This is a genomic window from Seonamhaeicola sp., from assembly GCF_028281565.1.
In the GTDB taxonomy this organism is placed as follows: Bacteria; Bacteroidota; Bacteroidia; order Flavobacteriales; family Flavobacteriaceae; genus Seonamhaeicola.
Genome location: NZ_JANQJQ010000011.1, coordinates 39,004 through 65,364, shown reverse-complemented (window position 1 = coordinate 65,364; position 26,361 = coordinate 39,004). Strand labels below are relative to the sequence as shown.

Genomic DNA, 26,361 nt, shown 5'->3' with positions numbered 1-26,361 from the left:
TCGGTACAGGAGTGCGGAATGACAATCTCTTTTTAATTACTATCGGTGGCCGATCTCTTCTCCAAAAGTACGACATTTTCCACATGATGTGTTTGTGGAAACATATCTACGGCTTGTGTTTTTTTTACTTTATAAATGGTATCCATTAATGCCAGATCCCTGGCTTGAGTAGCACTGTTACAACTAACATAAACCACTCTTTTCGGAGCAATATTTAATATTTGCTGTACCACATCCTTATGCATACCGTCACGCGGCGGATCGGTAATAATCACATCCGGTTGCCCGTGTGTTTCAATAAATTCCGAATTGAATACCTGTTTCATATCACCCACAAAGAATTCAACGTTATTTATATTATTTAATTGTGCATTTTCTTTGGCGGCCGCAATAGCATCCGGAACTGACTCAACTCCAATAACTTTGGCCGCTTGTTTTGAAACAAATTGCGCAATGGTCCCCGTTCCGGTATATAGATCGTAAACCAGCTCATTACCTGTTAAACCGGCAAAATCCCGGGTTATTTTATAAAGCTCATAGGCTTGTTCGGAATTGGTTTGATAAAAGGATTTCGCATTTATTTTAAAGCGTAAGCCTTCCATGGCTTCAAAAATATGGTCGTTTCCTTTGTAGCAAACAATGTCCTGATCATAAATGGTATCGTTAGCTTTTTGATTGATTACGTACAACAATGAGGTTATCTCAGGAAAGGTTTCAACAAGAAAATCAAGCAACAGTTCCCGTTTGTCTTTATCGTCTTTAAAAAACTGGATCAATACCATAATATCTCCGGTAGTTGCCGTACGGATCATCATGGTACGCAATAATCCGGTTTGATTTCTGGTGTTGAAAAACTCAAAACCATTAGCAACGGCAAATTGTTTAACAGCGTTTCTTATGGCATTTGACGGAGCTTCCTGGAGATGACATTTTTTGACATCCAGAATTTTGTCCCACATACCCGGTATATGGAATCCCAGGGCATTTTTATCACCTAAGTCGGCATCACTTTGGATCTCTTCAAGTGTTAACCAACGGCTATCGCTAAAAGAGAATTCCATTTTATTTCTGTAGAAGTATTGCTTTTCTGAACCTAAAATAGGAGTAACCTGAGGTAATTCTATATGTCCGATTCTGGTCAGGTTATTTAATACTTCATTTTGTTTGTAATGCAATTGGTGCTCATAGCGCATGTGTTGCCATTTACAACCACCGCAGGTTCCAAAATGTTCGCAAACCGGTTCGGTTCTTTTATCGGAAAGTTTATGGAAAACAGTGGCTTTTCCTTCGTAATAAGCTTTACGTTTTTTAAGGGTCTGTACGTCTACCACATCACCCGGAACGGCATTTGGTAAAAAAATCACTTTACCATCCGGTGCTTTGGCAATGGTTTTTCCTTTCGCCCCGGCATCAATAACTTCTACGTTGGTAAATACCTGTTTTCTATTTCTTCTGGACATCCTACAAAAATAACAATAGCGGCAAAAAAAATCGATTTTATTTCTGTTAACTTTAAATGGATTTTATTTTTTGAAAAAAGTGAACCTTTTTTGGTTTTTAAAGTCTGTATTGTATAAGCTGGATTCTGTTACATGAATAAAGAGCAACGTATTATTGATGCTGAATTGGTTTCAGACTATCAATCCGGAAATAATTTAGCACTGGCACAACTTGTTAAAAGGTGGCACAAGATCTATTGTAACAAGGCCTATTGGATAGTAAAAGATGCTGATGCAGCCAAAGATATAGCGCAGGACACCTGGAATGCCATCATTAAAAACATAGGGGATTTAAAAGACCCAAAAATGTTTCCCGGCTGGTCGTTGCGTATTGTTTGCAATAAATCTTTCGATTGGGTTAAAAAGCAAAACAGAATCAAAGAGCGATTAAAAACCTATGAATACGGAGCGGAAGCGGATGATTCGGATGAGGAAAATGAAAAGGAATTATTGCGAAAAAAATTACTGGATGCTATAAATAAGTTACCGGCGCATCAACAGATGGTTATCAGGTTGTTTTATGCCGAATCGTATTCGTTAAAAGACATAAGCAGGACTTTGAATATATCGGAAGGAACTGCGAAGTCAAGATTATATCATGCCAGAGAGAAATTGAAATTAATATTAAAAAATAGGAATTATGAAATGAGCCATCATAACTAAACGGAATACCCTTTAAAATGTTTAATGGCGAATTACATCTGACCTATGTAGAACCATAAAATTTAAACAGATGAAAACTAATATGGAAGACATTGATAAACTGATCAAAGAAACTTTAACCCGGGAAGAAGCCAAATTCTATGATGAATTGGAAGAGCAAAACATTTTTCAGATGTTATTGGGCTTATTTAAGGGGAAAAACAGATGGGTTATGTTTTTTGCAAATTTTGTAACCCTGGCCTTTTTTGGCCTGTTTCTGTATTGTATTGTGCAATTCTTTAATGCTGAGGTAGTTAAAGATATGCTTAAATGGGGATTAGGCGGATTGGTGTTTCTTTTTGGGGTAAGCATGTTAAAGATTTTTGCCTGGATGCAAATGGACAAGAATGCACTGATACGTGAGATTAAGCGATTAGAATTACAAATATCATCGCTTTCAGGCAGAAGGTCTGAATAAGTTTTTTTTACAAAACAGCCTAATATTTGTTACCTTGCACACCTATCCAGGGATGATTTCTCTCCCACGCTGAATTTTCGGAGCCTTCCGAAAGGATAAAGGTAGAGCAGGAATGGTTATTTTATTAACAATTAAAACTTTTTAAAATGGCTGTTTTACAAGATCGATTAACATCACAGCAAGCAATTGAATTAGAAACTAAGTACGGATCCAATACATATCGTCCACTTCCTGTGGTATTAAGCAGGGGAGAAGGCGTGTATGTTTGGGATGTTGATGGAAAACGGTATTACGATTTTCTATCGGCCTATTCGGCAGTAAACCAGGGGCATTGCCACCCCAAAATTATTAATGCCATGATGGAGCAGGCCCAAAGGATCACGCTTACTTCCAGGGCGTTTTTTAATGACAAATTAGGGCTTTACGAGAAGTACACCTGTGAATATTTTGGGTTTGATAAGTTATTGCCCATGAATTCCGGTGCGGAAGCCGTTGAAGCGGCCATAAAGGTGTGCCGAAAATGGGCCTATGAGGTAAAGGGTGTTCCTGAAAACAAAGCTAAAATTATAGTTTGTAACAGTAATTTTCATGGGCGTACTACAACTATAGTGTCCTTTTCCAGCGATAGTACGTCTCATAAGAATTTTGGTCCGTATTCCGATGGTTTTATCAATATTGACTACGATAATTTGGAGCAATTGGAATCGGCTTTAAAGAATAATCCGAACATTGGCGGGTTTTTAGTGGAGCCCATTCAGGGAGAGGCCGGTGTTTATGTGCCTTCCGAAGGTTTTTTGGCTAAAGCCAAAGCATTATGTGAAGCGTATAATGTTTTATTTATTGCGGATGAAATTCAAACCGGCATTGCCCGAACGGGCAAATTGTTGGCGGTTGACCATGAAAATGTCAGACCGGATATTTTAATTCTTGGTAAAGCTTTAAGTGGAGGTACTTATCCGGTTAGTGCAGTTTTGGCAGATAATAACATTATGAAGGTTATGACTCCGGGAACACATGGCAGTACTTTTGGAGGTAATCCGTTGGCAGCAGCTGTTGCCATGGCTGCGTTAGAGGTTGTTAAAGAAGAAGATTTAGCAGAGAACGCTGCCGTTCTGGGCGACATTTTCAGAAGTGAATTAAACAAATACATTGAGACCAGCAATGTCGTGACCCTGGTAAGAGGGAAAGGATTGCTAAATGCTGTAGTTATAAATGATGAAGGCGACGGTAATATTGCCTGGAATATTTGTTTAGCGCTGCGTGATAATGGTTTAATAGCAAAGCCTACGCATGGTAATATCATTCGGTTTGCACCACCTTTGGTTATGAATGAAGAACAATTATTAGACTGCGTTGACATAATTATAAGAACGTTTAAACAATTTGAAAAGTAATTTATGGAAGAAAAATCAGTTTTTGAGAACTTCGAACTTGATATAAACCAGGAAATTAAGGGGTATTTAAGTGAAACCTCCAAGTGGGCCTATTATTTGGCTATTCTTGGTTTTGTGGGTATTGGTTTAATGGTCCTACTTGGAATTTTTATGGCCTTTTTTCAAGGCTTGGCAGGGAGTGGTGTTGATGCGCTTTATGGTGTGGGGTATTCCATAGGTGTCGGGTTGGTCTATATTGTTATAGCGGCCGTCTATTTTTTCCCGATACTGTATTTGTTCAATTTTTCAAAACACATGAAAAGTGCCTTAAAACTAAGTAATAACAAAGATTTTATAACGGCTTTTTCGAATTTAAAATCACATTATAAATTTGTTGGCATATTTTCAATAGTGATTATCTCTATTTATATTTTAATTTTTATGGCGGCTATTGCCGGTGCTGCACTTTTTTAACAAAGGGCAGGATAGTGGATATAAAAAAGCGACCGCACTTCGAGAACCTCAGTGACCGGGTCGCTTTTCATTTATATTGAATCTAATCTATTGTCCCATTTGTTCTAAGGCTTCCTGGTATTGTTCCATAATACCTGAGTAACCAATCGTGGCAAACATATAAATAACATAAATCATATAAATAGCACTTAAAATGACACCGATTATAGCCAGTATCTTACCGGTTTTGACATTGGAGTAACCTGTATAGGCTTCCGGATTTTCCGCATATACTTTTGTTGCCTTGTTAGCTAATACTATGGCAATGATACCCAGAATTAGACCGATGATCCCGTAGCAGCAGCAACATACTATTGATAAGATCCCGAAAACTAGAATAAGTGTTGAATTTGGTAATTTTTGTTGTTCCATTTGATTGGTTTTAATGAGTTATTTTTATTAAGTAACTAACCACAACTACCAGTACGGTCAGGATTATTAACCCCATTTTTACTTTGTAGTCATGCCTGAATTTTATAAACTGATTAAATATAATAAAAATCACTAATACCATGATGTTATAGATGGCAGGATACATATAAAATGCCTCAGTGAATTCTCCTTTAAAAATTAACGATACAGAACGCTGTAACCCACAGCCCAAACATTCAACCCCGAAAAGTTTTTTGTTCAAACATGGTAACATATAATCTTCTAATGCCTGCATTCTAAAGTTTTATGGTGCTAAAATGGTAAAAGGGTAGTGCTCTATATTTCTTAATATCCAATAGGTAATTACAACTATTAATATGCCTATTGTTGTTATTGGTTTATGTAACAGGTTACTAAAGTTTTTTTTAAAAAAAGTATTGGAACCTCTAATTATAACATCGTACACTATTACCAGTAACAAAAGTAAAATTAAAAAATTATGTTTAAAACCCTCGATGATGTTTCCGTTTAGTATTTGATGAATAGCACGCTGACTACCGCAACCGGGACAATATATGCCAGTAGAAGCATAAATAGGGCATTTTGGAAAAAAGTTGTGTTGTAAAGGGTTATATAAGAAAAATAGTGATAGAATTAATGAGAATCCTATCACTATAAATATTATTAAACTTACATTGAGTTTTTTATACATCAGACAGCGCGGTAGCAAACATGGCGGCTCCAAAAATAAGATAGATAATCCACCCCAAAGCAGCTATTCCAACTCCGATTAAACCCCAAAGTTTAGCATTTTTAGAAGCTTTATTGGCCTCTTCATATTTTCCATCTTCGTAAGCACTATTAACTTTTGTTGCATAAATAATGCTGACTATACCGGTTGGCAGGCAGCACAATATGGTACTTATAATGGCTAAGGCTAAGTAACTACTGGGTCTTGCTGGTTTGTTTTCTTCCATGAATGATAATTTTAATTGGTTTATTGATTGACTAAATATAGTAAAAAGACCAATTAAAATGAGAGAAAAAGTTTCTTAATTAGTAACCACTACCTTTTTTGTAAAAAGCTGCCTGTCCTTGAGAACAATTTTTACAATGTACACGCCGTTGCTATATGAGTTTGTTGAAACCTTATGCTCTTTGGATTTTGGCCATTTTCTGCGTTTAAAAATCTTCTTCCCTGAAATATCATAGATACAAACAGATTTAATATCTTGTTGTCCGGGGTTTGAAATGCGTAACAGGGAGCGTTGGTTATCCTGAAATACTTTCAAGGCAACGTGTTCATTTTCAATGGTACTTAATGATTGCTGACTAAATACAATTTCAAATCGATTATCATAGTTGCCGGGCCTTAATTCAATTTCAAAATCCCCGCTTCTTAAATTGGTAAACGTATTGTTTTCAGTATCTAAAACAAATATGGGTTGACTGGCGTCAAAATTCTGTATATCGGCAATTCTAATTCTAACTGACATTTTATTCTGAACATCCAGGTATAAAGGAATCTTTAAGTTTTCATCAAACGATAAAGCTTCCCCTAAATAAAGGTTCTCACCGGATTTGAAATAGGCATCCGAATTTAATAATTCATCCGGGTTCACATTTATTTCCAGCCCGTAATCAAAACCGCTGGTAGCCTCTCTATTAAATGTTTGAACCAATTGCCTTGTATAGGTGTTGTTAAAATCAATATTCAACCTAAAGCGCTTATAATCGTTAGGAATTATAGAGAACCTATCTTCCGTATAAGATTTTGAGCTTTTTTTAGTGTTTTTTATTTTAAAAAATTCACTGTTGGCATCACTTTCTTTAATATATACTCTATGGCTGTTTTTTGCCTTTACAGTACCTGTTGCGGTACCTTCAACCATAAACCCTTGTCCGATAGGGATATATCTTCTGGCTGTTTTTGAACCTGTTCCCGTATTACTCGTATTAATAGAGCCATCACTATTATAAGTGTTAAAAACAGCCGATATAAAGGTTTCTGTTAACCCATCCGATGATATGGTATAAGTGGCGTAGCCCCCTTGAAAATCGGTTATATTATGAGAGTTAATATTAGGGTCCTGTTCCCAATAATATAGAACACCGGTAATTACAGCTGCATTTTCAGTATCATGAATGTATGAAACGGCGTCCATGGCAGAAGGATAGGGATTTCCTGTTAATGTATATTGATTATTAAGCACATCCGTACTAATAGTACCATTATTTGGTTTGCCTCTGAAATCATATTGTTGGGCACTGCCCGAACCGTTTGTCCCTTTCATGGTAAACCCTTCCCCCGGATTAATAGTTGTTAAGGACCGCACATGTACCCAATGGGAATAATTATCAGAGGCTACAAATTTCCAAATCCAATAGGGTTCAATATTTAATGGGCTTGAGGTACCGTTATAATTTGATGAACTGTTATAAGTGGCTGGTGTTGAGGTAATCAATCCTGTAGCATCATTTAAAAGTGAAATACCAAAAAGGTTATTACTATTGTTACTTGTTTTATCACCGATAGGAGCGCACCAATAGTTGTACTCATATGCATCAACATTGGCTTCCTGGTATACACTTAATTCACCAATTCCCGAATTTCCCGTGGTACCGGTTCCCTGAATTACCTGGGCCTCATTTCTTAAGTAAATACGACTGTTGGTTTCGTTAAGATTTATATCGTCTTCAACAAAAATTAGCGCATCATCAGCAAAAATGAAATTATCATTTCGCACCGAGAGCTGGGCATACAAAACATGGCTAATAAATAGTAGGAGGAGAGATAGCTTTAAGTTCATTCTTTTGTTGAGAATATTCAATTTACAGGACAAATATATAATTTTTTTGTCAAATAATGCATTTAATCGATAAAAAATGTTTTTAAACGATGTTTGTATGTGTATTTATTGGTTTAGAAACAAGTTATAAACATAATTTTTACCGTAATTTGTAACGTTAATTATAGATGACGTTTCTATGAAATATTTGAATTATATATTAGTAATTATTGGTGCCATTGTGGCTTTGTATGCTAATAGCAGTAAGGAACAGAACCAATTTATACTTATTGGCGGTATTGTTTTGCTTATGGCCGGTATTTACCGAATTTCGAAGACAATTCCCAGTAAACGACATAATAACGATGAATTAAATAAAGAAGATTAGATTGAAATTTAGAAAAGGCGATATTGTTTCGGTTTTAGACGAAGATCTGTCCGGTATTGTAAAAGGCATTATGGGGAATATGGTTTCTATTGAAACTGAAGACGGTTTTTTACTTGATTTTAAGGCAGACGCTTTGATCATAAGTAAGCCTGGATCTTTTAAAAGAGAGATCTTCTCACATTCTGATCTAAGTGCAGTGGTCTCGGAAAAAGAACAATCAAAAAAGCGCAAACAACCTAAGGTCAAAGCTAAAGAGCGTTACCAGCCGACCATGGAGGTTGATTTGCATATCAATCAGTTAACGACATCTACAAAAGGGATGACCAATTATGACATGCTGACGCTTCAACTAGATACTGCCAAAAGACAATTGGATTTTGCTATTAATAAACGTATTCAGAAGGTGGTATTTATCCACGGTGTTGGAGAAGGTGTTTTAAAATTGGAGCTGGAATATTTATTCGGGCGCTATAACAATGTAAAATTCTATGACGCCAATTACCAGAAATATGGTTTGGGAGCCACCGAGGTTTATATCTATCGGAATGTAAAACCTAATTAAAAATAGTTTCTAAGGTTTCCGATTCACTTGTAGCACTATTATCTAAGATTCCAAAATCCAGACTTGTTTGTTGTAATCCTTCAATTTTAAAATCTTTAACAATAACGGTTACCAGATAGGTTTTTGAGACGGTATGTGTTCTGTATTCGGTAGCCGGAACACTTGTGGCAACATTTGGGTTTAAATAATCCGGGCCATCTGCTTCAAAAGTAACATCGTTTGTCGGGTTTTTGTCCTGGCTTGCATTTTCTTCATCACGGGTATCAACACCGTCACCATCATCATCTTTATCTAAATAATCGGGTACGCCATTACCATCGGTATCCTGGGCATCACTTAAATCACCATCGTCATTCGGATCCGGGGCTTCATCTTTAGTAGGGACGTTATCACCATCGTCATCCAGATCTTTATAGTTAGGGATACCATCATTATCAGTATCAAACCCATCTTCAATACTTCCGTTTACATTGCCGATGCTTTCGTCATTAGAGTTGTCATCTAAATAATTTAATACACCGTCATTGTCTTCATCTCCTATGGGGTTAAGACCATTTGTACTTTCCAGTGCAGTTGGCACACCGTCGTTATCATCTTCTGTTAAAATCGTAGATATGTCCAGATCACAATTACTTTGCTCATCCAAAGTAATATTTACATCTACCGGTATGTCCTCACAAAATAATCCCGAGATACTTTCATCACTATAAGTCCTGTAATAAAAGGTGGCCGGTTTGTCGTTAATCTCCAATTGATCATTGTCTCCCACGGCGAGTAATTCGGCTATTGTAAAACTGGAAATAAGTACGGATAATGATTCTGAGGGATCATTTTTGGTTTTGTAGAGTACCAGATCGGAAACGCCTTCACAGGCAAGAAATTCATCATCAAAATCAAAACTAAAATCGATAATATCACCGTCATCACATGAAGAAATACTGATTAAGCTGATAGAAATTAGAACAAAAAACAACTTGCGCATTGGGTACTGATTTTAAGGCAAAAATAATAGAATTGTTATTTATAACGTATCATATTGAAAATAATTTTATTTCAAGTATTTTTGAGCCCTGAAAGGCATTATACCTTTAAAATTATTTATGATGAAGACCGTTTATTTTGATAATGCTGCTACCACGCAAATTCGGGAAGAAGTCATTGCTTCTATAACCGGGGTTATGCAAAATAATTACGGTAACCCTTCGTCCTCACACAGTTTTGGAAGGTCTTCAAAGTCGCTGGTGGAAAAATCAAGAAAAGCCATAGCCGGTTTTTTTAATGTATCGGCCAGTGAAATTATTTTTACATCTGGCGGCACTGAAGCTGATAATTTGGTATTAAGAAGTGCTGTTAGAGATTTAGGAATCAAGGAAATTATTACGTCTAAAATTGAACACCATGCTGTTTTGCACACAGTTGACCAACTTAAAGCAGAACACAGGATCAGTATAAAATATGTAAAAACGGAACCGGATGGGAGCATTAATCCGCTGCATTTAGAAAGTTTGTTGGCTAATTCATCAAAAAAGCAATTGGTAAGCTTAATGCAAGTTAATAATGAAATAGGCAATATTCTAAATGTAAAGGGCGTAGCGGATATGTGTAAAACTTATAATGCCTTGTTTCATACGGATGCGGTACAGACCATTGGACATTATAATCTGGATTTACAGGAAGTACCAATAGATTTTCTGGCGGCTTCGGCTCATAAATTCCATGGGCCGAAAGGGGTTGGGTTTGCTTTTATTAGAAAGCATACAGGTTTAAAACCGTTAATTCATGGAGGAGAGCAGGAGCGTGGCCTTAGAGCCGGTACCGAAAGTGTACACAATATTGTAGGTTTAAAAACCGCATTGCAGTATGCTTATGACAATTTGGAAAAAGAAACCGCATATATTAAAGGCTTAAAGCAGTATTTTATTGATAAACTGTCAAAAGCCATTCCTAAAGTGACTTTTAACGGCCTTTCGGCAGATTTGGAGGCCAGTACCTACACCCTTGTTAATGTGTGTTTACCGGTTGCACCGGAAAAGGCTACCATGCTGTTATTTCAATTGGATCTAAAAGGCATTGCCTGCTCTAAAGGCAGCGCCTGCCAAAGCGGAAGTTCCGAGGGGTCTCACGTACTGGCTGAAATTTTAAGTGAAGAAGACATGCAAAAGCCGTCTGTCAGATTTTCTTTTAGCATATATAACACCAAAGACGAGATAGATTATGTAGTTGGGGTTTTAAAAGATTTGGTTGAAGCTTAACTACTTATTCTTAATAGCGTTTAAAAGATCTCTTATTTCTTCTAACAACTGATGTGTTTTTTCTATTGAAACATTATCGGTTTGATTTACCGCATAGTTTTTAGTTTGGATCACTTCACGTTGTTTTAAAACGTCTTCCTTAAAAGTAGCAGAATCCATGATCCCTATAAGTTTCATATCGCTGCCCTTAGGATTGCTTTGTCCCGCCGTTTCAATTTTAAGGATCCTTAGGTCCAATGCTTTTAAAATAGGATTTTCAATAAAGGTCAGATCCTGAATATTTTCCAACGGAATGGTTTTTTCAACTTTAAAAAGCACCCCTTTTTTAAACTCCAAATGCTTTTCGGTTAATTGGCACTTTAAATTTTGATAGTAACGATTGCTCATATACTGCCCAAGGCCTAAAAACCAAATGATCAGAATAGGAATACCGGCAACCGAAATGAAAAGTAAAAAAGCCACCACCAGGAGAATATAGGTTTTAATCTTAGGATTAAACGCCGCTTTTTTGATGATATTGGGTGGTGCAGACATATTACTTTCTTTGAATTGTTAAAGTTTTCTTTTCACCATTTTGCCTTTTAATGACAACATTTAAGGTGTTATTTTGTTTAAATATAGACCTTTTAGTTATAAAATCACATATCTCTTTATCCTGATAATTGATACTGTTAATTTCAATAATTTCATCACCAAATTGAATGTGATCTTTTAAAGCCTCATCCCAAACAAAACCAACAACAAGTTTTTTGTCAATAATAGTAGGAGAGAAGCCAAAAAGTTTTTCGTCCAGATCATTGTTAGCTTCAAAAGGCGTAAAATAGAACTTTCTTTTAATAAAATCTAAGGTTACATTGCCATATTTAAGGATATCGGATCCAATTCTTGAGTTATCATCATCACCGGTGGTCGTAATGACATTTGTAAATATTTGATTATTAATTGTTAATTCCGGGATCTTTAAGCGGTATTGAACACTTTTCTCTGCCACTCCAAACATTCCCACACTGGAAGCCCCCTTTCCTTTGGAAAGGACTGTGGCAATATTTTTTTCTTCTAAGGTCTTGTAATTTTTTTTGCATAGATCGTAAAATCCACTGGCTCCGGTGTCAAATAAAAGGTTTTCATTACCGGAATGGTCGCCCTTTAGTTTTATATTGATATAAGGGCTACTTTGATTGCCAACCAATATGAGTGGTGAAGCATGTTCTTCGTTAAGGTCTAATTTTTTAGGATCATTGGTTAGAATAAGGCGTTTTTCTTTAGGTTTAATCTGAATAATCGATTTCCTCAGAAGATTGCTACCGATAAAACCATCTACTTTAAAACAATCTATTACTAAATTGTTTTTGCCGTTAAACATCAGGGCACCGGTGTTTTTAAAAGAAATATTGCCTAAAGATAATTTTTGTATGGTAATCAGGTCCATACGCTGTTTTTTCTGGTTTATATCGGTCACGGAAAGACTTCGGGTTTTTTTAGACTTTATGGTCTTCCAAAGATCGGAGGTAATCAGGTTTGGAGCTCCGGTATCAAACAGAAAACGATAGACTTTCCCATCAATAGAAACCGGAATAATAATTTTGCCCCTGACTTCTTCATAGGTGATCTCCGTATAATAATGTTTTGAAGAAGGTTTGCCGGTTTTGAAATACGATTTTTGGGCGTGGCATACAGATGTTAAGCTTAAATAAAAAAAGATACCTAAGATTATTCTGCCCATTTGAAAAAGTTGAAAATTAGAATTTCATAGTCGTTCTCACATTAAATACGCGTGGTGTCAGGTAATTTGGAATGGCAAACTGCCGTTTGCTATACACATCTCTCACCCAGGTATTTGTAATGGAGTTCTGTACATCAAAAATATTGAATATTTCGAACCCTAATGAGAGTTCTTTAAATGGTTTTTTCCAACCGTGTTTGAATTGTTTTTTGTCATCAACTAAAACCAATTGTAAACCAAAATCTGCTCTTTTGTAATCCGGTAACCGGTTTTGATACAAATAAGGATCCACATAACTGGGAGTACCACCGGGAACCCCTGTATTATAGACCAAATTCAAATACATTTTTAAATTTGGTACGTTTGGCACGTAATCTTGAAACAAAGCAGCGAATTTTAAGCGTTGATCTGTAGGCCTGGCAATATAACCCCGGTCCTCTATATTTTCTTCGGTTTTTAAGTACCCGAAGCTAAACCACGATTCGGTTCCGGGAACAAACTCGCCATGCAATCGCATATCGAGGCCGTAAGCATAAGCTTTGGCGCTGTTATTGGCCCTGTAGCGAATACGAACATTCTCAATAGTATAGGGATTCACATCGGTCAGGTTTTTATAATATACTTCGGAAGTGAGCTTAAAAGGGCGGTCCCACATTTCAAAACTATAGTCATTTCCCAAAACCAAATGAAACGATTTTTGTGCTTTAACATCAGGTTGGACAGTTCCGTTAGCATCTCGTAATTCCCTGTAAAAAGGCGGTTGATAATACAATCCGGCAGCAGCTCTGAAGAGCATATCCTTCTCCCAATCCGGTTTTATGGCAAACTGTGCCCTGGGGCTAAACACGGTCTGATTTGAGGAAGAGATACCGTCACCGGATACCGACCAGTTATGAACACGTACTCCGGCATTGTACCAGACATCACTGGAGCCTAATGTAGATCGTTTGCTCCATTGGGCATAGGCTTGCAACCTGTTGATCTGTGTACTGTTAGTGGCTCTCACATTTTGGAAAGGCTCCAGAGGACCACTGTAGGGAATGTAAGGTTGCTCATTTACAGGAACCGTTCTTGGCGGCCTTATTGAAAAACCGGCGGAATCAATTACTTCCCACTCCACTAAACGGTCTCTGATATCTTCATTGGTATATTTAACGGACCATTCAATACGGTTGTCGTCAATTTTAAAATCACCTTTATGCTCAATATTGGTAATTAAGGCGTCCAGGTCATTTCTTCCATGATTTAGCTGGCTTCCAATACCTTCGCTAAACTCCACTTCACCTATGTCTTCGTCACCAATGTTAGTATTTACTTCACCTAAGCGGTATTGTGCCAAAATATCAAAATACTCCTCCTCTGTGGTGTGATAGGTAGAAGCGATCAATTTCAACGTTAAGTCATCGCTGGCAAAATAAGTACCTTTAAAAGCGCCAAAATAAGTTTGGTATTGATCTTTTTCTTCACCATTATAAAATACTAAAAGCGCAATAGGGTCACTCAGGGTACCAAAATTGGTTTGACGTGTTTGCGGCTCGTAATTGTATTTGTTTATGGATGCATTTCCTAAAAAACTCAAATGAAATTTATTAGTGAATTTATAAGTGAAGAAGGCCTGAATATCAGCAAATGTCGGATTAAAGTTCGTTTCGGTTTCTTTAGCATTCACCAATAAACTGTTATCGCGATACCGAGCTCCGACAATACTTGTGAATTTTGAATCTTTACTAATGTTTTCCATTGAAACGCTGCCGCCTAAAAGGCTCAAATCAGCATTTACTTCAAACTGATAAGGTGTTTTATAAGTGATATCCAATACGGATGATAATTTATCACCGTATTTGGCCTGAAAACCACCGGCTGAAAAATCCACGTTCTGAACCAGGTTGGTATTTACAAAACTTAACCCTTCCTGTTGTCCCGAGCGAATTAAAAAAGGCCTGTAAACCTCAATATCATTAACATACACCAGGTTTTCATCATAGTTGCCACCCCGAACTGAATATTGTGTACTCAGTTCATTATTATTACTGACTCCGGGAAGTGTTAACAATAAGTTTTCAACGCCGGCATTAGCACCGGGAATCTTCCTTATGACTTCCGGCTGTAGGGTTACGATCCCTTCAATTTCTTTACGTCTTTTGGAGGTTACAACAACGGGAACAATTTGTTCAACCGACGTTTTCATGACCGGATTGAACTCCAGTTCTTCACCATTCTTCAGGTTGAAAGTAACCACCACTTTTTTAAATGAAAGATGTGAGAATTCAATAGTAATATCAGTGTTTGAAGGAATTTCTAAAATGTAAAATCCGTTTTCGTTTGTTTGGGTGCCTAAACTACCTGCTTTAATGTTAACACTTCCAACGGGTTGATTGTTTTCACTTAAAATAACCCCTCTAATGGTTGCAGTTTGTGAAACGCCTGTAAAAGCGATTAAAAAAAACAAAACGAAGAATAAACTGCTTTGAGTTAAGGTTAGAGAGTATTTATAAAAAATAGTTTTTAGTTTTAACAAAAACATTGGAATATTTAAATCTCGATGATCGAGTAAAAAATTTGGTCTCAAAAGTGGTTACAGTTTATTTTCGATAAAACAACGCTTCAAAAGTAGAATTATTTCCAACATTATCCGTAACAATCACTTTTAAATTGTTTTTTGTATCGGTAACTACACCATCGTTAAAATCGTGCGTCAGGGTTTTGGTTTTGTAATCGTACTCCATTAAGATCCATTTTCCGTTTACCGTAGCCCTGTAATTTGAAACACCTGAAGGCTCATCATCAATTTTAACTTTTAAGTACCTGTATTTACTTAACCACTGTCCGTTTTTAAAATTTCTGGGGGAAATAGTAGGTTTTAAAGTATCGGTTGCAAGGGCAAACGTCCCTAAACTCTTGGTGTAAGCCGTTAATAAATTACCTTTTCTTTTAGTAGACGTATAAGCAGGGTATTTTTTGTAACCCACCAAACGCGCGATGTATAATTTACTTTTATCTTTATCGCTGTAGTTACTGATATCATAGGTGATGCTAAAGTTCTTTTTGGCAGCTTTAACGTTTTTATGTAGTGTTAAAGTATCATTGTCTACTTCAAAATTGAGATAAAAATCTTCGTAAAACGTGTCTTTATAAAAATCGACTGAGACCTTATTTTCTTTTAAGTTGATAGTTTGGTCTGCTTTAATGTAATAAGGTGTGGTATTAATTTTTGAAGGTGTAGACACGCTGTTTTTTGTACCTTTTATATTTAATGTTACCCAGGAATCGTTATTCTTATAATCAGCTACCCGAATTTTATAAACCAAATAGGTACTATCTTCTATAGATAAAGCACCATCATTTAAAACCGATTTAAAAATGCTTAAGGGATTATTTTTTTTAAACAACTTTTGTATACGCTGTTTTTTGGTAGCATAATGCTCGTAATCAATAAGTTGGTTGATGTGTTTGGTTTCACTGAACGAAAATCGTTTAAAATCCAGTTCAAAATTCTTATTGCCGTTAACAAAGGTCCTTATGTTATAAACACCATTTGAATTAGCGGCTAAATCTTGCCGGTCATTTGTTTCAATACCAAAACCAATATTGCCAAAAGCTTCGATATTTTCAATCGTGTAATCCCCGTTTTGCAAAGGAATTAAGCGCAGTTTTTGTTTCTTATTAGACTTGTTAACAAAAGAATCTTCATCCAAAGGATAGGCATAAACAGACTTTATATAGGGGGCTTTAGAGTCTTTAATATCAATTCCAAAGAGCATGGGGTTTATTGGGCGTTCCGCGTTGTCTCTAATTTCAAAATGCAAATGGGGCCCGCCCGAACCACCGGAATTTCCGCTATAAGCAATTAAACTATCTTTTAAGATAGGTAATGTTTCCGCACCTGGGAACATTTCTACTTCATAGGATTCCTTTTTATACTGTTGCTTTTTAACATAAGCTTCAATATCCGGGGCAAACTTTTGTAAATGCGCATAAACCGTAGTGTATCCGTTGGGATGTGTTATGTACAATGCTTTGCCATAGCCGTAGTGAGACACCTTGATCCTGCTTACATAACCCCCGGCAGAGGCTTTAACTTTTAAGCCCACACGTTGTTGCGTTTTAATATCCAATCCGGAGTGGAAATGGTTGGAACGCAATTCAGCAAACGTGCCTGAAAGTATTAACGGAATATCTAAGGGGCTACTGAAATAGTCTTGGGGATACTGACTTTGTGCATTAGACAGACAAGGGAAAACTAAAAGAAACAGCAGGATTGATCTCATAGAAATGTATTACGGCTAAAATATTAATTTGACATGAATATGCCAAGGTCAAAACAAAAATCAAGCCATTGTTTTTTCAACAGACAATCAAGAGGCATTTAAAAATTTTATTTAAAAACAATTGTTATTTATACACAGGTATGTTAACTTTGTGAGATAAGTATTGAATTTTGTAAATGAGTAATATTGAAGATATTGTAGATTCTTTAGAAAACAAAATTAGCAAAGTATTACACAAACTAGAGCTTTTAAAGCAGGCTAATTTGAAATTATCGCAGGAATTGGAAGCTTCAAAAAAAGAAATTCAGAACCAAAAGTTGCACATTGCACAATGGGAAGAAAAATACGATGCTCTTAAAATGGCAAATTCCATACTTGGTAGTGACGATAATAAAAGAGAGACTAAGCTTAAAATAAACGCATTAATTAGGGATATAGATCATTGTATAGCACAACTCTCAGATTAATGTAACATAAATTCAATGTTAGAAAAGCTTAAAATAAAGCTGTCCATAGCTAATAGGGTGTATCCTTTAACTATTGAAGCAAATCAGGAAGAAGGGTTACGTAAAGCGGCTAAAAACATTGAATATATGATTAAACAGTTTGAGCAAAGTTATTCTGTTAGAGATAAACAAGATGTATTGGCCATGTGTGCTTTACAGTTTGCGTCTCAGGTTGAACAGAAAACTATTGATAAAGAGCATGTGAATGAACATGTGGAAGTTAAGTTAAAGGAGCTTAATGACTTGTTACAGACACATTTAAACTCTTAAACGTTCTTTAAAATAAACTAAAGTTACTGCCTACATTAGTTATTTTTTTTGATAAACTCAACGTTAATTCTTTAAAAAGGGTGAGTTTAAGTTGTAAAAGCAGGCCTCCCAAGTAGAGGATCCTTGATCAGCTTGTTAGCCCTAAACTTGTTTTTAAGGAGTTTATACAAAACTTTATACTGGTGTAGGCTTTTTTTATATATAAATCAACTAAATTAAGGATGGATAACTCAATCATATTTGCAGTAGGGGGTGCAGTATTAGGCTTGATAATAGGCTTTATAATTGCAAAAACGTTAGAAAAAAATAAAGCATCTAAACTTTTAAAAGAAGCCAAAAAGAATGCTTCATTAGTATTAAAAGAAGCTAAAAGCGACGGTGAAAATATTAAGAAGGATAAGATTCTTCAGGCTAAAGAAAAGTTTATTGAACTTAAGGCGGAGCACGAAAAAGTGATCTTGTCCAGAGACAAGAAAATGGCTGAAGCCGAGAAGAGAACCAGGGATAAAGAATCTCAGATCTCTAATGAACTTTCAAAAGGAAAGAAGCTAAATCAAAGCCTGGAAGATAAGATAAAAGGCTATAATCACAGGCTTGATGTACTGGAAAAGAAGCAGGAAGAACTCGATAAGTTACATAAAAGTCAGGTACAGCAGCTTGAAGTTATTTCTAGCCTTTCTGCTGAAGAGGCCAAAGAACAGCTGGTAGAATCGTTAAAGGGCGAAGCCAGAAATGATGCTATGGCCTATATTCAAAGCTCTTTGGAAGAAGCCAAACTAACTGCGGAGCAAGAAGCTAAAAAAGTCATTATAAATACCATTCAACGCATTGGAACAGAAGAAGCTGTTGACAACTGTGTATCTGTTTTCAATATTGAATCTGATGACGTAAAAGGTAGGATCATTGGTCGTGAAGGCCGAAATATTCGAGCCATCGAGGCTGCTACTGGTGTGGAAATTATTGTTGATGATACACCGGAAGCTATTATCCTGTCTTGTTTTGATTCTGTTCGCAGGGAGATTGCCCGTTTATCACTTCATAAATTAGTAACGGATGGAAGAATTCACCCGGCACGTATTGAGGAAGTTGTTAAGAAAACCAAGAAACAAATAGAGCAGGAGATCATTGAGGTTGGTAAGCGTACCGTAATTGATTTAGGTATTCATAATTTGAATCCCGAACTTATTAAAATGGTGGGGCGTATGAAGTACCGCTCGTCTTACGGGCAAAACCTGTTACAGCACTCACGTGAAGTGGCTAAGCTTTGTGGCGTCATGGCGGCAGAATTAGGGTTAAATCCTAAATTAGCCAAACGCGCAGGATTGTTGCATGACATAGGGAAAGTGCCGGATGCTGAAGCTGACATGGAAACACCTCATGCTATTTTAGGAATGCAGTGGGCTGAAAAATACGGGGAGAAGAAAGATGTTTGTAATGCTATTGGAGCGCACCATGATGAGATCGAAATGAAGTCGTTATTAGCACCTATTATTCAGGTTTGTGATGCCATTTCCGGAGCGCGTCCCGGAGCACGTCGTCAGGTATTAGATAGTTATATACAACGTTTAAAGGATCTGGAAGACATTGCTTTTGGATTTAACGGTGTAAAGAAAGCCTATGCCATACAAGCTGGTAGAGAGTTGCGTGTGATTGTTGAGAGTGAAAAGGTCAATGATGATATGGCTGCGGATCTGTCATTCAATATTTCTCAGAAAATACAAACCGATATGACGTATCCCGGTCAGGTTAAAGTAACGGTGATCAGGGAAACCAGAGCGGTTAACATAGCGAAGTAGCTGGAAGCACGAAGTTAGAAGTTAGAAGTTAGAAGTGGATTATTTTAGAGCTTAATTGTTCAAAATGAGTATATTTAATCTTCGGTCTTCGGTCTTCGGTCTTCGGTCTTCGGTCTTCGGTCTTCGGTCTTCTGTCTTTGGTCTTTTGTCTTCTGTCTTCGGTCACAGTTATAATAACCTATTTCCTGGGATGATAGGTTTCAACCACTTTGGTTAAATGGTTTTTATCTACGTGAACATAAATTTCCGTAGTGGTAATACTTTCGTGTCCTAACATGAGTTGAATGGAACGCAAATCGGCATCATTTTGCAATAAATGCGTGGCAAAGGAATGCCTGAATGTATGAGGCGATATCTTCTTTTTAATACCGGCTTTTTTGGCTAATTGTTTTATAATGGTAAATATCATAGCCCTCGTAAGTTGTTTGCCTCTGTTATTTAAAAAAAGCGTGTCCTCAAAGCCAGGTTGAACGTTAATTTTATTTCTTACCTCATTTTTGTAGATATTTATGAATTTTTTAGTGCTGTTTACAATAGGAACAAACCGTTGTTTATCTCCTTTACCTGTTACCTTTATAAAGCCTTCATCAAAAAACAGATCCGAAATTTTTAAATTCACAAGTTCACTGACCCGTAACCCACAACCATAAAGTGTTTCAAGCATCGCCCGGTCACGTTCACCGATTCTAATGTTGTTAAATTCCTTGGTTAAATCAATACAATCTATGATACTATTTATTTCTTCTTCAGATAAGGTGTCAGGGAGCTTTCTACCAATTTTAGGAGACTCAATGAGTTCTAACGGATTCTCTTTTCTGTAATCTTCAAAAACCAAATAATTAAAAAAACTACGTAAGCCCGAAATAATCCTGGATTGAGAACGTGCATTTACATCTTTAGCCACCTCGTAAATAAATTGTTTAATGATGTCAGCTGAAATCGAAATAGGAGAGGTACCTATCGCATGGGCTTCCAGATAACCGATTAGTTTTTTGACGTCCCGGGAATAATTATCAATAGAATTATCGGATAAGCCACGTTCTATTTTCAGGTATAGTTTATAATCTTTAAGCGCATGTTCCCATTTCATAACTGTAAATGTAATAAACTTAAAGTTTTTTCCTCTTCGGCCTTGTGAATATTATTGTAATATATTGCCCCTGTGTTATACACATAAATTTCGAATTACGGAAATATTTTTCCCTTAAAAATATAAGTAAAATCCATACCTGTTATTTAATGTTTATCTTACTTTTATCCCAGCTAATCTTTAAAAACTATATTAAAAAATGAAGAAAATTTTATTAGTCGCTGCATTGGCAGTATTTGGTCTTTCAAAAATGAATGCCCAGGAAAACATAGTTAAGTTTAATCCGTTAGCCTTAATTGTAGGGTCCTTTGAGGTAGGTTATGAACGTGCTTTAAATGATAGCCAATCCTTTCAGGTAGATTTAGCCTATGCGTCATTTAATTCCGGTATTGTAGACTATACCGGTTTTGCCGGCGGATTGCAATACAGGTTTTATTTTCAAAACTCTAAAGATGTTTTGGAAGGATGGTTTGCAGGCCCGGTTGCCAGTTACTCTTCTGCAAGTGGTAACGATTTAAATGTTTCGGCATTTGTGGCCGGTGGTGTTATTGGATACCAATGGAACTGGGAACCAGTCACTTTGGATTTATACGGAGGGCCGGCATATTACAGTATTGATGCTGATGATCCGACATTTGATTTTGGATTTGACGGCATAGGACCCAGATTGGGATTGTCTCTAGGGTTTAATTTCTAATTAAAATAAAACGAATCATATTTAAAAAGGAAGCACCAAGGGCTTCCTTTTTTTATGCTCAAATTTTAAATATCTTTACCGCTATGAAATGGGCCATGATGAATGCGCAATACGATGTTGTTATTACAATGGCGAATTACATGCCTGTGCTGAGCCTTTCGACTAGCGCTCAAGACAGGCTCCGTCGAAGCATGACCTATAATTATGAATAAAAAATTACAGATGAAAAAACTGATCATCATTAACGGCCCCAACTTAAATTTACTTGGAAAGCGTGAACCTAATATTTACGGTAGTTTAACATTTACGGAGTTTTTAGAGGAAATAAAAGACAAGTATCCTAATGTTAGTATAGATTATTATCAATCTAATATTGAAGGTGAACTCATTGATAAACTTCATGAAGTAGGCTTTAGCTATGATGGTATAGTTCTAAATGCAGCTGCTTATACGCACACATCAGTCGGATTGGGAGATGCCGTAAAAGCTATTGAAACCTCTGTGATTGAAGTCCATATTTCCAATACCTTTGGCAGAGAAGAGTTCAGGCACCAATCTTATATTTCACCGGCAGCCAAGGGCGTTATTCTCGGATTTGGTTTGCAGAGTTATGAATTAGCCATTCAAAGCTTTCTGAACTAAGATCATAACCTTTCATTAAATGCGAACGGCTGTACACGTTGTTTTAATACTTTGCCTGATATGCGTTTCGGTACAGGCGCAATCAAATGTTGATTTTGGTATTAAGGGCGGGCTAAACTTTACCTTTTTCAAAGTGGAAGCGTCCGGTTTCGGGTTCACTCAGGATACCGCTTCCGGATATTATGGGGGCGCATTCTTAGATTTTGAAATTGATGAGGATTATGCCCTGCAACCTGAGTTATTATTCATTTCTCTCAAAGATTTTAAATTTTTGAATGTACCTGTTTATTTAAAATATGAGGTTGCCAATAAATTACATCTCCTTGTAGGCCCAAGCATTAATTATTTTTTCGATTTCTTTTCCAACAAGTTGAAGATCCGGGCAGATCTGAGTTCCTCATATAATGTGACTTCCCGCATAGATATTCATGTAAAATATGCTATAGGTTTTGAAGAACTAACACCTAATAGCCTGTTTCTAGGGGTTGGCTTCAGGATATAAAAAAATGCGACCTTATTAAAAGAATCGCATTTTTTTAATATTATTTGTTAGACTTGTTGTTTATAAATGAATGACTTCATCATAAGCATCAGCCACAGCTTCCATAACCGCTTCACTCATGGTAGGGTGTGGATGTACGGCTTTTAAAACTTCATGCCCTGTAGTTTCCAATTTTCTGCCTAAAACTGCTTCGGCAATCATATCGGTAACACCGGCACCAATCATATGACAGCCTAACCACTCGCCATATTTGGCATCAAAAATAACCTTTACAAAACCGTCGGAAGCGCCACCGGCTTTCGCTTTACCCGAAGCAGAGAACGGGAATTTCCCCACTTTAATCTCCAATCCTTTTTCTTTAGCTTGTTTCTCGGTTAAACCAACACTTGCCACCTCCGGAGAACAATAAGTACATCCCGGGATGTTACCATAATCAATTGGTTCTACGTGCATACCGGCAATTTTTTCAACACATAAAATACCCTCTGCAGAGGCTACGTGGGCCAATGCTTGTCCCGGTGTTACATCACCAATGGCATAGTAACCCGGAATATTAGTTTGGTAGAAATCGTTTACAATGATCTTATCTCTGTCAACCACAATACCGACATCTTCCAATCCAATATTTTCAATATTTGTTTTAATCCCGACAGCCGATAAAATGATATCAGCTTCAAGGATTTCTTCACCTTTTTTAGTTTTAACCGTTGCTTTAACGCCATTTCCTGAAGTATCAACACTGGTAACCTCGGCAGAAGTCATGACTTTGATCCCGCTCTTTTTGAATGAACGCTCCAATTGTTTGGAAACCTCTTCATCTTCAACGGGAACAATATTTGGTAAAAACTCCACAACCGTCACTTCTGTTCCAATAGAGTTATAGAAATAAGCAAATTCAACACCAATGGCTCCGGATCCAACTACAATCATTTTCTTGGGTTGTTTTGGCAAGCTCATAGCTTCACGATAACCAATAACTTTTTTACCGTCTTGCGGTAAACTTGGCAGCTCGCGAGAGCGTGCCCCGGTTGCTATAATAATATGGTCAGCGCTATAAATAGTTCCGTCAACATCCACTTTTTTACCAGGTTTAAGTGTTCCATACCCTTCAATGACATCGATTTTATTCTTTTTCATTAAGAACTGAACTCCTTTACTCATGCCTTCAGCAACACCGCGACTTCGTTTTATCACAGCACCAAAATCGTGTTCGGCATCTTTAACTTTTAAACCGTAATCTTCCGCATGTTTCAGATATTCAAATACTTGAGCCGATTTTAAAAGGGCTTTTGTTGGAATACATCCCCAGTTCAGACATACACCACCTAAGTTTTCTTTCTCAACTACAGCTGTTTTAAAACCTAATTGAGAGGCTCTAATTGCCGTAACATACCCGCCTGGACCGCTTCCTAAAACTATAATATCGTATTTACTCATGTGTTAGAATTTAAGCAGCAAATTTACAAAATCGATTTAGAATAAAGAATTTAGAACCCTATAAAATTTGTATCTTTTAGTACCTTTGTAGTGCAAGCATTATTATATGAATATTCCCAGGACAAGTTACCCCAGAATTGTTATTATTGGCGGCGGTTTTGCAGGTGTAGCTTTAGCAAAAAAATTATCAAAGCAAGAGGTTCAGGTTGTTTTATTGGATAAGCATAATTACCACACATTCCAACCCTTATTATATCAAGTATCTACAGGTGGATTAGAGCCCGATTCCATAGCATATCCCATTCGAAAAATATTAAAGGATTTTCCAAACTTTTATTTCCGGTTGGCAAATGTAAAAGCGGTTGATACCAAAAAAAATAAGGTTAAAACCAGTATAGGTGATTTAAAGTTTGATTACCTGGTAATTGCTTCGGGCTCCAAAACCAATTATTTTGGGAATAGCGAAATAGAAACGCATAGTATGGCCATGAAAACCATACCACAATCACTTAACCTGCGGAGCCTGATTCTAGAGAATTTTGAAGATGCTTTGTTGACTTCCGATTTGAATGAACGCAATGCCTTAATGAACTTTGTGATTGTTGGCGGAGGCCCGACAGGGGTGGAGCTTGCCGGGGCTCTGGCCGAAATTAAAAAGGGTATTTTGCCTAAGGATTACCCCGACTTAGATACACGTTTGGCACAGATACATGTGGTACAGGGAGGGGAGCGTATTTTACCGGGCATGAGCGACAAGGCGTCTCAAAAAGCTGAAGATTTTTTAGAAAAGTTAGGTGTAAATATTTGGAAGAACGTCCGTGTCACCAATTATGACGGCAAAACTGCTACTACGGATACTGATCTGACTTTTGAGACAGCCACCCTGATTTGGGCGGCAGGGGTAAAAGGCGCCACTATAAAGGGGTTGGACGCAGGTGATTTTATCACCAGGGGAAATCGCCTTATAGTGAATGAATACAGTCAGGTTAAAGGTTTTGAGCATATTTTTGCTGCTGGTGATGTGGCTTGTATGGAAACTGAGGATTTTCCTAATGGCCTGCCTATGATGGCGCAACCCGCTATTCAACAAGGCGAGCAATTAGGGCATAATTTATTAAAGTTAATAGAAGAAAAACCATTAAAGCCATTCACTTATAAAGACAAAGGCTCCATGGCTACTATTGGACGCAATAAAGCGGTAGTGGATTTGAAGAAATGGAAATTTCAAGGGGTGTTTGCCTGGTATGTCTGGATGTTTGTCCACTTGTTCTTCTTAATAGGCTTTAGAAACCGTATGGTAGTTTTTATAAACTGGGTCTACAATTATGTGCGGTTTGACAGGGAAGCGCGATTGATTATAAGGCCGTTTAAAAGAAGAAGCAATGGTTAATTATAGGTCATCCGTAAAATGACGTCTGCCTTTTTCTTTGCTGAATTTCTCTTTATTATAACTTGTCGATTTACCTTTAGGGATAGATAAAGATTCCCAATCGCCACCTTTAAGTAGTTTTCCTAAAAACACGATTTGGCCTACGTGATAGGAGTAATGGGCCAATTGTCTGTTAATGGCTTCAGTAACGGTATGGCCTTGATTGCGAATAAAGATAATGCGCTCTAAATCGTTTTCCCCTAAGGGTTCGATAGCACTAAACAAACACTGCCAGCCTTTATTCCAATGTTCGATTAATTCTTCTTTGGATGTATAGGTGTCTTCAAACTCGGTGTCACGATGTCGCCATTCTTTTTCACCATCTTCGGTTAGAAAGTTGGTCCATCGGCTTCGCATATTCCCGGCAAGGTGTTTAACAATTATGGAGATAGCATTAGAATCCGGGGCAAATTCTTTTTGCAATTCCCTAAAGCTAAATTGTTCAATGGTTTTATCGCCTAAAGATTTGTAGTATTTAAATTGTTTAATGACACTGCTCAGGTAGCTTTCCATACTTTAAAAATAAATTCAATTTTAAAAATACCAAATTCCAAATCGATTTGGTGAACATTTAGCATTTTTGGAATTTGAAATTATTCAGGAACAAATTTTAGAGCTACACCATTGATACAATGTCGTTTGCCGGTCGTGTCTTTTGGACCGTCATTAAATACATGTCCCAAATGGCCACCACAGGTAGCACAATGTTCTTCGGTTCTGGCATAGCCGATATTATAATCGGTGGAATAAGCTACATTCCCTTTTATTTCTCTGTCAAAACTGGGCCATCCGCTTCCGGAATCATATTTGTGTTCACTTTTAAATAAAGGTGTTTCGCAGGCTTTACAGACATAAGTCCCTTTTTTATAATTTTTATTTAGCGGACTGGAAAAACTTCGCTCAGTACCCGCTTTTCTAAGTACATAATACTCCATATCGGTTAACTGGGATTTCCATTCTTCATCAGTTTTGGTGATTTTAAATACTTCAGTGCTTTTATTGTTTTTTTGAGCAGTACTGTTGCAACTTAAAAAAGCACAACATATCAATAGAATAAGCAATTTTTTCATTGTTTAAGAGTTTAATTTTTAAAATAGGTCGGTCATTACTTTAAAACTTAACGCATCCCATTA

Annotated in this window: 29 protein-coding genes and 1 other RNA gene; 15 read left to right on the top strand and 15 right to left on the bottom strand. The window is 36.8% G+C overall.

Features of this window, described 5'->3' with window-relative positions:
• Window positions 1–32: 32 nt before the first annotated feature.
• Window positions 33–1,460 (bottom strand): 23S rRNA (uracil(1939)-C(5))-methyltransferase RlmD, encoded by a 1,428-nt coding sequence (gene rlmD, locus Q0983_RS04935; protein WP_299549643.1) that lies wholly within the window; start codon window positions 1,458–1,460, stop codon window positions 33–35.
• Between the two features lie 132 nt (window positions 1,461–1,592).
• On the opposite strand from rlmD, the gene Q0983_RS04930 reads away from it, so the two are divergent.
• The 4 genes from Q0983_RS04930 to Q0983_RS04915 all read left to right on the top strand — a co-directional run bounded on the left by Q0983_RS04930 (window position 1,593) and on the right by Q0983_RS04915 (window position 4,466).
• A complete protein-coding gene (locus Q0983_RS04930; RefSeq protein ID WP_299549640.1) occupies window positions 1,593–2,162 on the top strand; it encodes an RNA polymerase sigma factor in 570 nt (189 codons plus the stop codon).
• A gap of 70 nt (window positions 2,163–2,232) precedes the next feature.
• Complete coding sequence (locus Q0983_RS04925; RefSeq protein ID WP_299549637.1) at window positions 2,233–2,619, top strand: DUF6768 family protein; 387 nt, start codon at window positions 2,233–2,235, stop codon at window positions 2,617–2,619.
• A 146-nt stretch (window positions 2,620–2,765) separates the two neighbouring features.
• Entirely contained in the window at window positions 2,766–4,013 is a 1,248-nt protein-coding gene (gene rocD / locus Q0983_RS04920) for an ornithine--oxo-acid transaminase (RefSeq protein ID WP_299549634.1), read from the top strand.
• A gap of 3 nt (window positions 4,014–4,016) precedes the next feature.
• Window positions 4,017–4,466, top strand: coding sequence for a DUF5362 family protein (locus Q0983_RS04915; protein ID WP_299549631.1), 450 nt, complete (start codon window positions 4,017–4,019; stop codon window positions 4,464–4,466).
• An 87-nt stretch (window positions 4,467–4,553) separates the two neighbouring features.
• On the opposite strand, the gene Q0983_RS04910 is transcribed toward Q0983_RS04915, so the two are convergent.
• The 5 genes from Q0983_RS04910 to Q0983_RS04895 all read right to left on the bottom strand — a co-directional run bounded on the left by Q0983_RS04910 (window position 4,554) and on the right by Q0983_RS04895 (window position 7,687).
• The gene (locus Q0983_RS04910) at window positions 4,554–4,877 is read right to left on the bottom strand and encodes a CCC motif membrane protein (RefSeq protein WP_299549628.1); all 324 of its coding nucleotides are present in this window, start codon (window positions 4,875–4,877) and stop codon (window positions 4,554–4,556) included.
• Between the two features lie 10 nt (window positions 4,878–4,887).
• Window positions 4,888–5,172, bottom strand: coding sequence for a DUF2752 domain-containing protein (locus Q0983_RS04905; RefSeq protein WP_299549625.1), 285 nt, complete (start codon window positions 5,170–5,172; stop codon window positions 4,888–4,890).
• Window positions 5,173–5,181: 9 nt separating this feature from the next.
• Entirely contained in the window at window positions 5,182–5,589 is a 408-nt protein-coding gene (locus Q0983_RS21370) for a DUF2752 domain-containing protein (protein WP_366140994.1), read from the bottom strand.
• Complete coding sequence (locus Q0983_RS04900) at window positions 5,582–5,854, bottom strand: CD225/dispanin family protein (RefSeq protein WP_299549622.1); 273 nt, start codon at window positions 5,852–5,854, stop codon at window positions 5,582–5,584. The genes Q0983_RS21370 and Q0983_RS04900 overlap by 8 nt, the downstream gene beginning before the upstream one ends.
• Window positions 5,855–5,929: 75 nt before the next feature.
• Window positions 5,930–7,687 carry a T9SS sorting signal type C domain-containing protein gene (locus tag Q0983_RS04895; protein ID WP_299549619.1) on the bottom strand — a complete coding sequence of 586 codons (1,758 nt, stop codon included), beginning with the start codon at window positions 7,685–7,687 and terminating at the stop codon, window positions 5,930–5,932.
• A 178-nt stretch (window positions 7,688–7,865) separates the two neighbouring features.
• Between Q0983_RS04895 and Q0983_RS04890 the strand changes: the two genes are divergently transcribed.
• A complete protein-coding gene (locus tag Q0983_RS04890; RefSeq protein ID WP_299549617.1) occupies window positions 7,866–8,054 on the top strand; it encodes a hypothetical protein in 189 nt (62 codons plus the stop codon).
• Between the two features lies 1 nt (window position 8,055).
• Complete coding sequence (locus tag Q0983_RS04885) at window positions 8,056–8,616, top strand: Smr/MutS family protein (protein ID WP_299549614.1); 561 nt, start codon at window positions 8,056–8,058, stop codon at window positions 8,614–8,616.
• On the opposite strand, the gene Q0983_RS04880 is transcribed toward Q0983_RS04885, so the two are convergent.
• Window positions 8,609–9,598, bottom strand: coding sequence for a hypothetical protein (locus tag Q0983_RS04880; RefSeq protein ID WP_299549611.1), 990 nt, complete (start codon window positions 9,596–9,598; stop codon window positions 8,609–8,611). The genes Q0983_RS04885 and Q0983_RS04880 overlap by 8 nt on opposite strands.
• A 121-nt stretch (window positions 9,599–9,719) precedes the next feature.
• Between Q0983_RS04880 and Q0983_RS04875 the strand changes: the two genes are divergently transcribed.
• Window positions 9,720–10,868, top strand: a complete 1,149-nt coding sequence (locus Q0983_RS04875; protein ID WP_299549882.1) for a cysteine desulfurase family protein — start codon at window positions 9,720–9,722, stop codon at window positions 10,866–10,868.
• Here the strand turns inward: Q0983_RS04875 and Q0983_RS04870 are convergent, their stop codons facing one another.
• From Q0983_RS04870 to Q0983_RS04855, 4 genes are read right to left on the bottom strand one after another with little or no spacing between them, the layout of a single operon-like run.
• A complete protein-coding gene (locus tag Q0983_RS04870; protein ID WP_299549609.1) occupies window positions 10,869–11,402 on the bottom strand; it encodes a PH domain-containing protein in 534 nt (177 codons plus the stop codon).
• 1 nt (window position 11,403) lies between these two features.
• Window positions 11,404–12,591 (bottom strand): retropepsin-like aspartic protease, encoded by a 1,188-nt coding sequence (locus tag Q0983_RS04865; RefSeq protein WP_299549607.1) that lies wholly within the window; start codon window positions 12,589–12,591, stop codon window positions 11,404–11,406.
• Window positions 12,592–12,607: 16 nt separating this feature from the next.
• The gene (locus Q0983_RS04860; RefSeq protein ID WP_299549605.1) at window positions 12,608–15,115 is read right to left on the bottom strand and encodes a carboxypeptidase-like regulatory domain-containing protein; all 2,508 of its coding nucleotides are present in this window, start codon (window positions 15,113–15,115) and stop codon (window positions 12,608–12,610) included.
• Window positions 15,116–15,173: 58 nt separating this feature from the next.
• Window positions 15,174–16,859, bottom strand: a complete 1,686-nt coding sequence (locus tag Q0983_RS04855; RefSeq protein WP_299549601.1) for a M23 family metallopeptidase — start codon at window positions 16,857–16,859, stop codon at window positions 15,174–15,176.
• Window positions 16,860–17,035: 176 nt separating this feature from the next.
• Here Q0983_RS04855 and Q0983_RS04850 point away from each other — a divergent pair, with 176 nt between their 5' ends.
• The 4 genes from Q0983_RS04850 to rny all read left to right on the top strand — a co-directional run bounded on the left by Q0983_RS04850 (window position 17,036) and on the right by rny (window position 19,431).
• Window positions 17,036–17,326, top strand: coding sequence for a hypothetical protein (locus Q0983_RS04850; protein ID WP_299549599.1), 291 nt, complete (start codon window positions 17,036–17,038; stop codon window positions 17,324–17,326).
• A gap of 15 nt (window positions 17,327–17,341) precedes the next feature.
• On the top strand, window positions 17,342–17,635 hold the full coding sequence (locus tag Q0983_RS04845; RefSeq protein ID WP_299549596.1) for a cell division protein ZapA: 294 nt from the start codon (window positions 17,342–17,344) through the stop codon (window positions 17,633–17,635).
• 55 nt (window positions 17,636–17,690) lie between these two features.
• Window positions 17,691–17,799: non-coding RNA, 6S RNA (gene ssrS / locus Q0983_RS04840), on the top strand.
• Between the two features lie 57 nt (window positions 17,800–17,856).
• The gene (rny, locus tag Q0983_RS04835; RefSeq protein WP_299549593.1) at window positions 17,857–19,431 is read left to right on the top strand and encodes a ribonuclease Y; all 1,575 of its coding nucleotides are present in this window, start codon (window positions 17,857–17,859) and stop codon (window positions 19,429–19,431) included.
• A 178-nt stretch (window positions 19,432–19,609) separates the two neighbouring features.
• On the opposite strand, the gene xerD is transcribed toward rny, so the two are convergent.
• Window positions 19,610–20,521 carry a site-specific tyrosine recombinase XerD gene (gene xerD, locus Q0983_RS04830; protein ID WP_299549590.1) on the bottom strand — a complete coding sequence of 304 codons (912 nt, stop codon included), beginning with the start codon at window positions 20,519–20,521 and terminating at the stop codon, window positions 19,610–19,612.
• Window positions 20,522–20,720: 199 nt separating this feature from the next.
• On the opposite strand from xerD, the gene Q0983_RS04825 reads away from it, so the two are divergent.
• The 3 genes from Q0983_RS04825 to Q0983_RS04815 all read left to right on the top strand — a co-directional run bounded on the left by Q0983_RS04825 (window position 20,721) and on the right by Q0983_RS04815 (window position 22,362).
• Window positions 20,721–21,218, top strand: coding sequence for a DUF3575 domain-containing protein (locus tag Q0983_RS04825; RefSeq protein ID WP_299549587.1), 498 nt, complete (start codon window positions 20,721–20,723; stop codon window positions 21,216–21,218).
• Between the two features lie 222 nt (window positions 21,219–21,440).
• On the top strand, window positions 21,441–21,860 hold the full coding sequence (aroQ, locus tag Q0983_RS04820) for a type II 3-dehydroquinate dehydratase (protein ID WP_299549584.1): 420 nt from the start codon (window positions 21,441–21,443) through the stop codon (window positions 21,858–21,860).
• Window positions 21,861–21,879: 19 nt separating this feature from the next.
• Window positions 21,880–22,362: a porin family protein gene (locus tag Q0983_RS04815; RefSeq protein ID WP_299549581.1), complete on the top strand. Its 483-nt coding sequence runs from the start codon at window positions 21,880–21,882 to the stop codon at window positions 22,360–22,362.
• 60 nt (window positions 22,363–22,422) lie between these two features.
• Here Q0983_RS04815 and lpdA read toward each other — a convergent pair whose 3' ends face one another.
• Entirely contained in the window at window positions 22,423–23,799 is a 1,377-nt protein-coding gene (gene lpdA / locus Q0983_RS04810) for a dihydrolipoyl dehydrogenase (protein ID WP_299549578.1), read from the bottom strand.
• A 106-nt stretch (window positions 23,800–23,905) separates the two neighbouring features.
• Between lpdA and Q0983_RS04805 the strand changes: the two genes are divergently transcribed.
• Entirely contained in the window at window positions 23,906–25,189 is a 1,284-nt protein-coding gene (locus tag Q0983_RS04805; protein ID WP_299549575.1) for an NAD(P)/FAD-dependent oxidoreductase, read from the top strand.
• On the opposite strand, the gene Q0983_RS04800 is transcribed toward Q0983_RS04805, so the two are convergent.
• Both Q0983_RS04800 and msrB read right to left on the bottom strand, forming a co-directional pair.
• Window positions 25,190–25,741 (bottom strand): DUF1572 domain-containing protein, encoded by a 552-nt coding sequence (locus Q0983_RS04800; protein ID WP_299549572.1) that lies wholly within the window; start codon window positions 25,739–25,741, stop codon window positions 25,190–25,192. It lies immediately after the preceding gene.
• Between the two features lie 80 nt (window positions 25,742–25,821).
• Window positions 25,822–26,298 (bottom strand): peptide-methionine (R)-S-oxide reductase MsrB, encoded by a 477-nt coding sequence (gene msrB, locus Q0983_RS04795; RefSeq protein ID WP_299549569.1) that lies wholly within the window; start codon window positions 26,296–26,298, stop codon window positions 25,822–25,824.
• Window positions 26,299–26,361: the final 63 nt, after the last annotated feature.

Coding starts and splice junctions, on each gene's coding strand:
- Q0983_RS04915 (WP_299549631.1), top strand. CDS start 4,017: ATGGAAGAAAAATCAGTTTTTGAGAACTTCGAACTTGATATAAACCAG.
- Q0983_RS04845 (WP_299549596.1), top strand. CDS start 17,342: ATGTTAGAAAAGCTTAAAATAAAGCTGTCCATAGCTAATAGGGTGTAT.
- rocD (WP_299549634.1), top strand. CDS start 2,766: ATGGCTGTTTTACAAGATCGATTAACATCACAGCAAGCAATTGAATTA.
- Q0983_RS04905 (WP_299549625.1), bottom strand. CDS start 5,172: ATGCAGGCATTAGAAGATTATATGTTACCATGTTTGAACAAAAAACTT.
- Q0983_RS04860 (WP_299549605.1), bottom strand. CDS start 15,115: ATGTTTTTGTTAAAACTAAAAACTATTTTTTATAAATACTCTCTAACC.
- Q0983_RS04800 (WP_299549572.1), bottom strand. CDS start 25,741: ATGGAAAGCTACCTGAGCAGTGTCATTAAACAATTTAAATACTACAAA.
- Q0983_RS04850 (WP_299549599.1), top strand. CDS start 17,036: ATGAGTAATATTGAAGATATTGTAGATTCTTTAGAAAACAAAATTAGC.
- Q0983_RS04805 (WP_299549575.1), top strand. CDS start 23,906: ATGAATATTCCCAGGACAAGTTACCCCAGAATTGTTATTATTGGCGGC.
- Q0983_RS04855 (WP_299549601.1), bottom strand. CDS start 16,859: ATGAGATCAATCCTGCTGTTTCTTTTAGTTTTCCCTTGTCTGTCTAAT.
- Q0983_RS04880 (WP_299549611.1), bottom strand. CDS start 9,598: ATGCGCAAGTTGTTTTTTGTTCTAATTTCTATCAGCTTAATCAGTATT.
- Q0983_RS04910 (WP_299549628.1), bottom strand. CDS start 4,877: ATGGAACAACAAAAATTACCAAATTCAACACTTATTCTAGTTTTCGGG.
- Q0983_RS04925 (WP_299549637.1), top strand. CDS start 2,233: ATGAAAACTAATATGGAAGACATTGATAAACTGATCAAAGAAACTTTA.
- Q0983_RS04865 (WP_299549607.1), bottom strand. CDS start 12,591: ATGGGCAGAATAATCTTAGGTATCTTTTTTTATTTAAGCTTAACATCT.
- Q0983_RS04930 (WP_299549640.1), top strand. CDS start 1,593: ATGAATAAAGAGCAACGTATTATTGATGCTGAATTGGTTTCAGACTAT.
- msrB (WP_299549569.1), bottom strand. CDS start 26,298: ATGAAAAAATTGCTTATTCTATTGATATGTTGTGCTTTTTTAAGTTGC.
- Q0983_RS21370 (WP_366140994.1), bottom strand. CDS start 5,589: ATGTATAAAAAACTCAATGTAAGTTTAATAATATTTATAGTGATAGGA.
- rny (WP_299549593.1), top strand. CDS start 17,857: ATGGATAACTCAATCATATTTGCAGTAGGGGGTGCAGTATTAGGCTTG.
- Q0983_RS04895 (WP_299549619.1), bottom strand. CDS start 7,687: ATGAACTTAAAGCTATCTCTCCTCCTACTATTTATTAGCCATGTTTTG.
- xerD (WP_299549590.1), bottom strand. CDS start 20,521: ATGAAATGGGAACATGCGCTTAAAGATTATAAACTATACCTGAAAATA.
- Q0983_RS04900 (WP_299549622.1), bottom strand. CDS start 5,854: ATGGAAGAAAACAAACCAGCAAGACCCAGTAGTTACTTAGCCTTAGCC.
- Q0983_RS04890 (WP_299549617.1), top strand. CDS start 7,866: ATGAAATATTTGAATTATATATTAGTAATTATTGGTGCCATTGTGGCT.
- Q0983_RS04870 (WP_299549609.1), bottom strand. CDS start 11,402: ATGTCTGCACCACCCAATATCATCAAAAAAGCGGCGTTTAATCCTAAG.
- lpdA (WP_299549578.1), bottom strand. CDS start 23,799: ATGAGTAAATACGATATTATAGTTTTAGGAAGCGGTCCAGGCGGGTAT.
- Q0983_RS04875 (WP_299549882.1), top strand. CDS start 9,720: ATGAAGACCGTTTATTTTGATAATGCTGCTACCACGCAAATTCGGGAA.
- aroQ (WP_299549584.1), top strand. CDS start 21,441: ATGAAAAAACTGATCATCATTAACGGCCCCAACTTAAATTTACTTGGA.
- rlmD (WP_299549643.1), bottom strand. CDS start 1,460: ATGTCCAGAAGAAATAGAAAACAGGTATTTACCAACGTAGAAGTTATT.
- Q0983_RS04815 (WP_299549581.1), top strand. CDS start 21,880: ATGCGAACGGCTGTACACGTTGTTTTAATACTTTGCCTGATATGCGTT.
- Q0983_RS04825 (WP_299549587.1), top strand. CDS start 20,721: ATGAAGAAAATTTTATTAGTCGCTGCATTGGCAGTATTTGGTCTTTCA.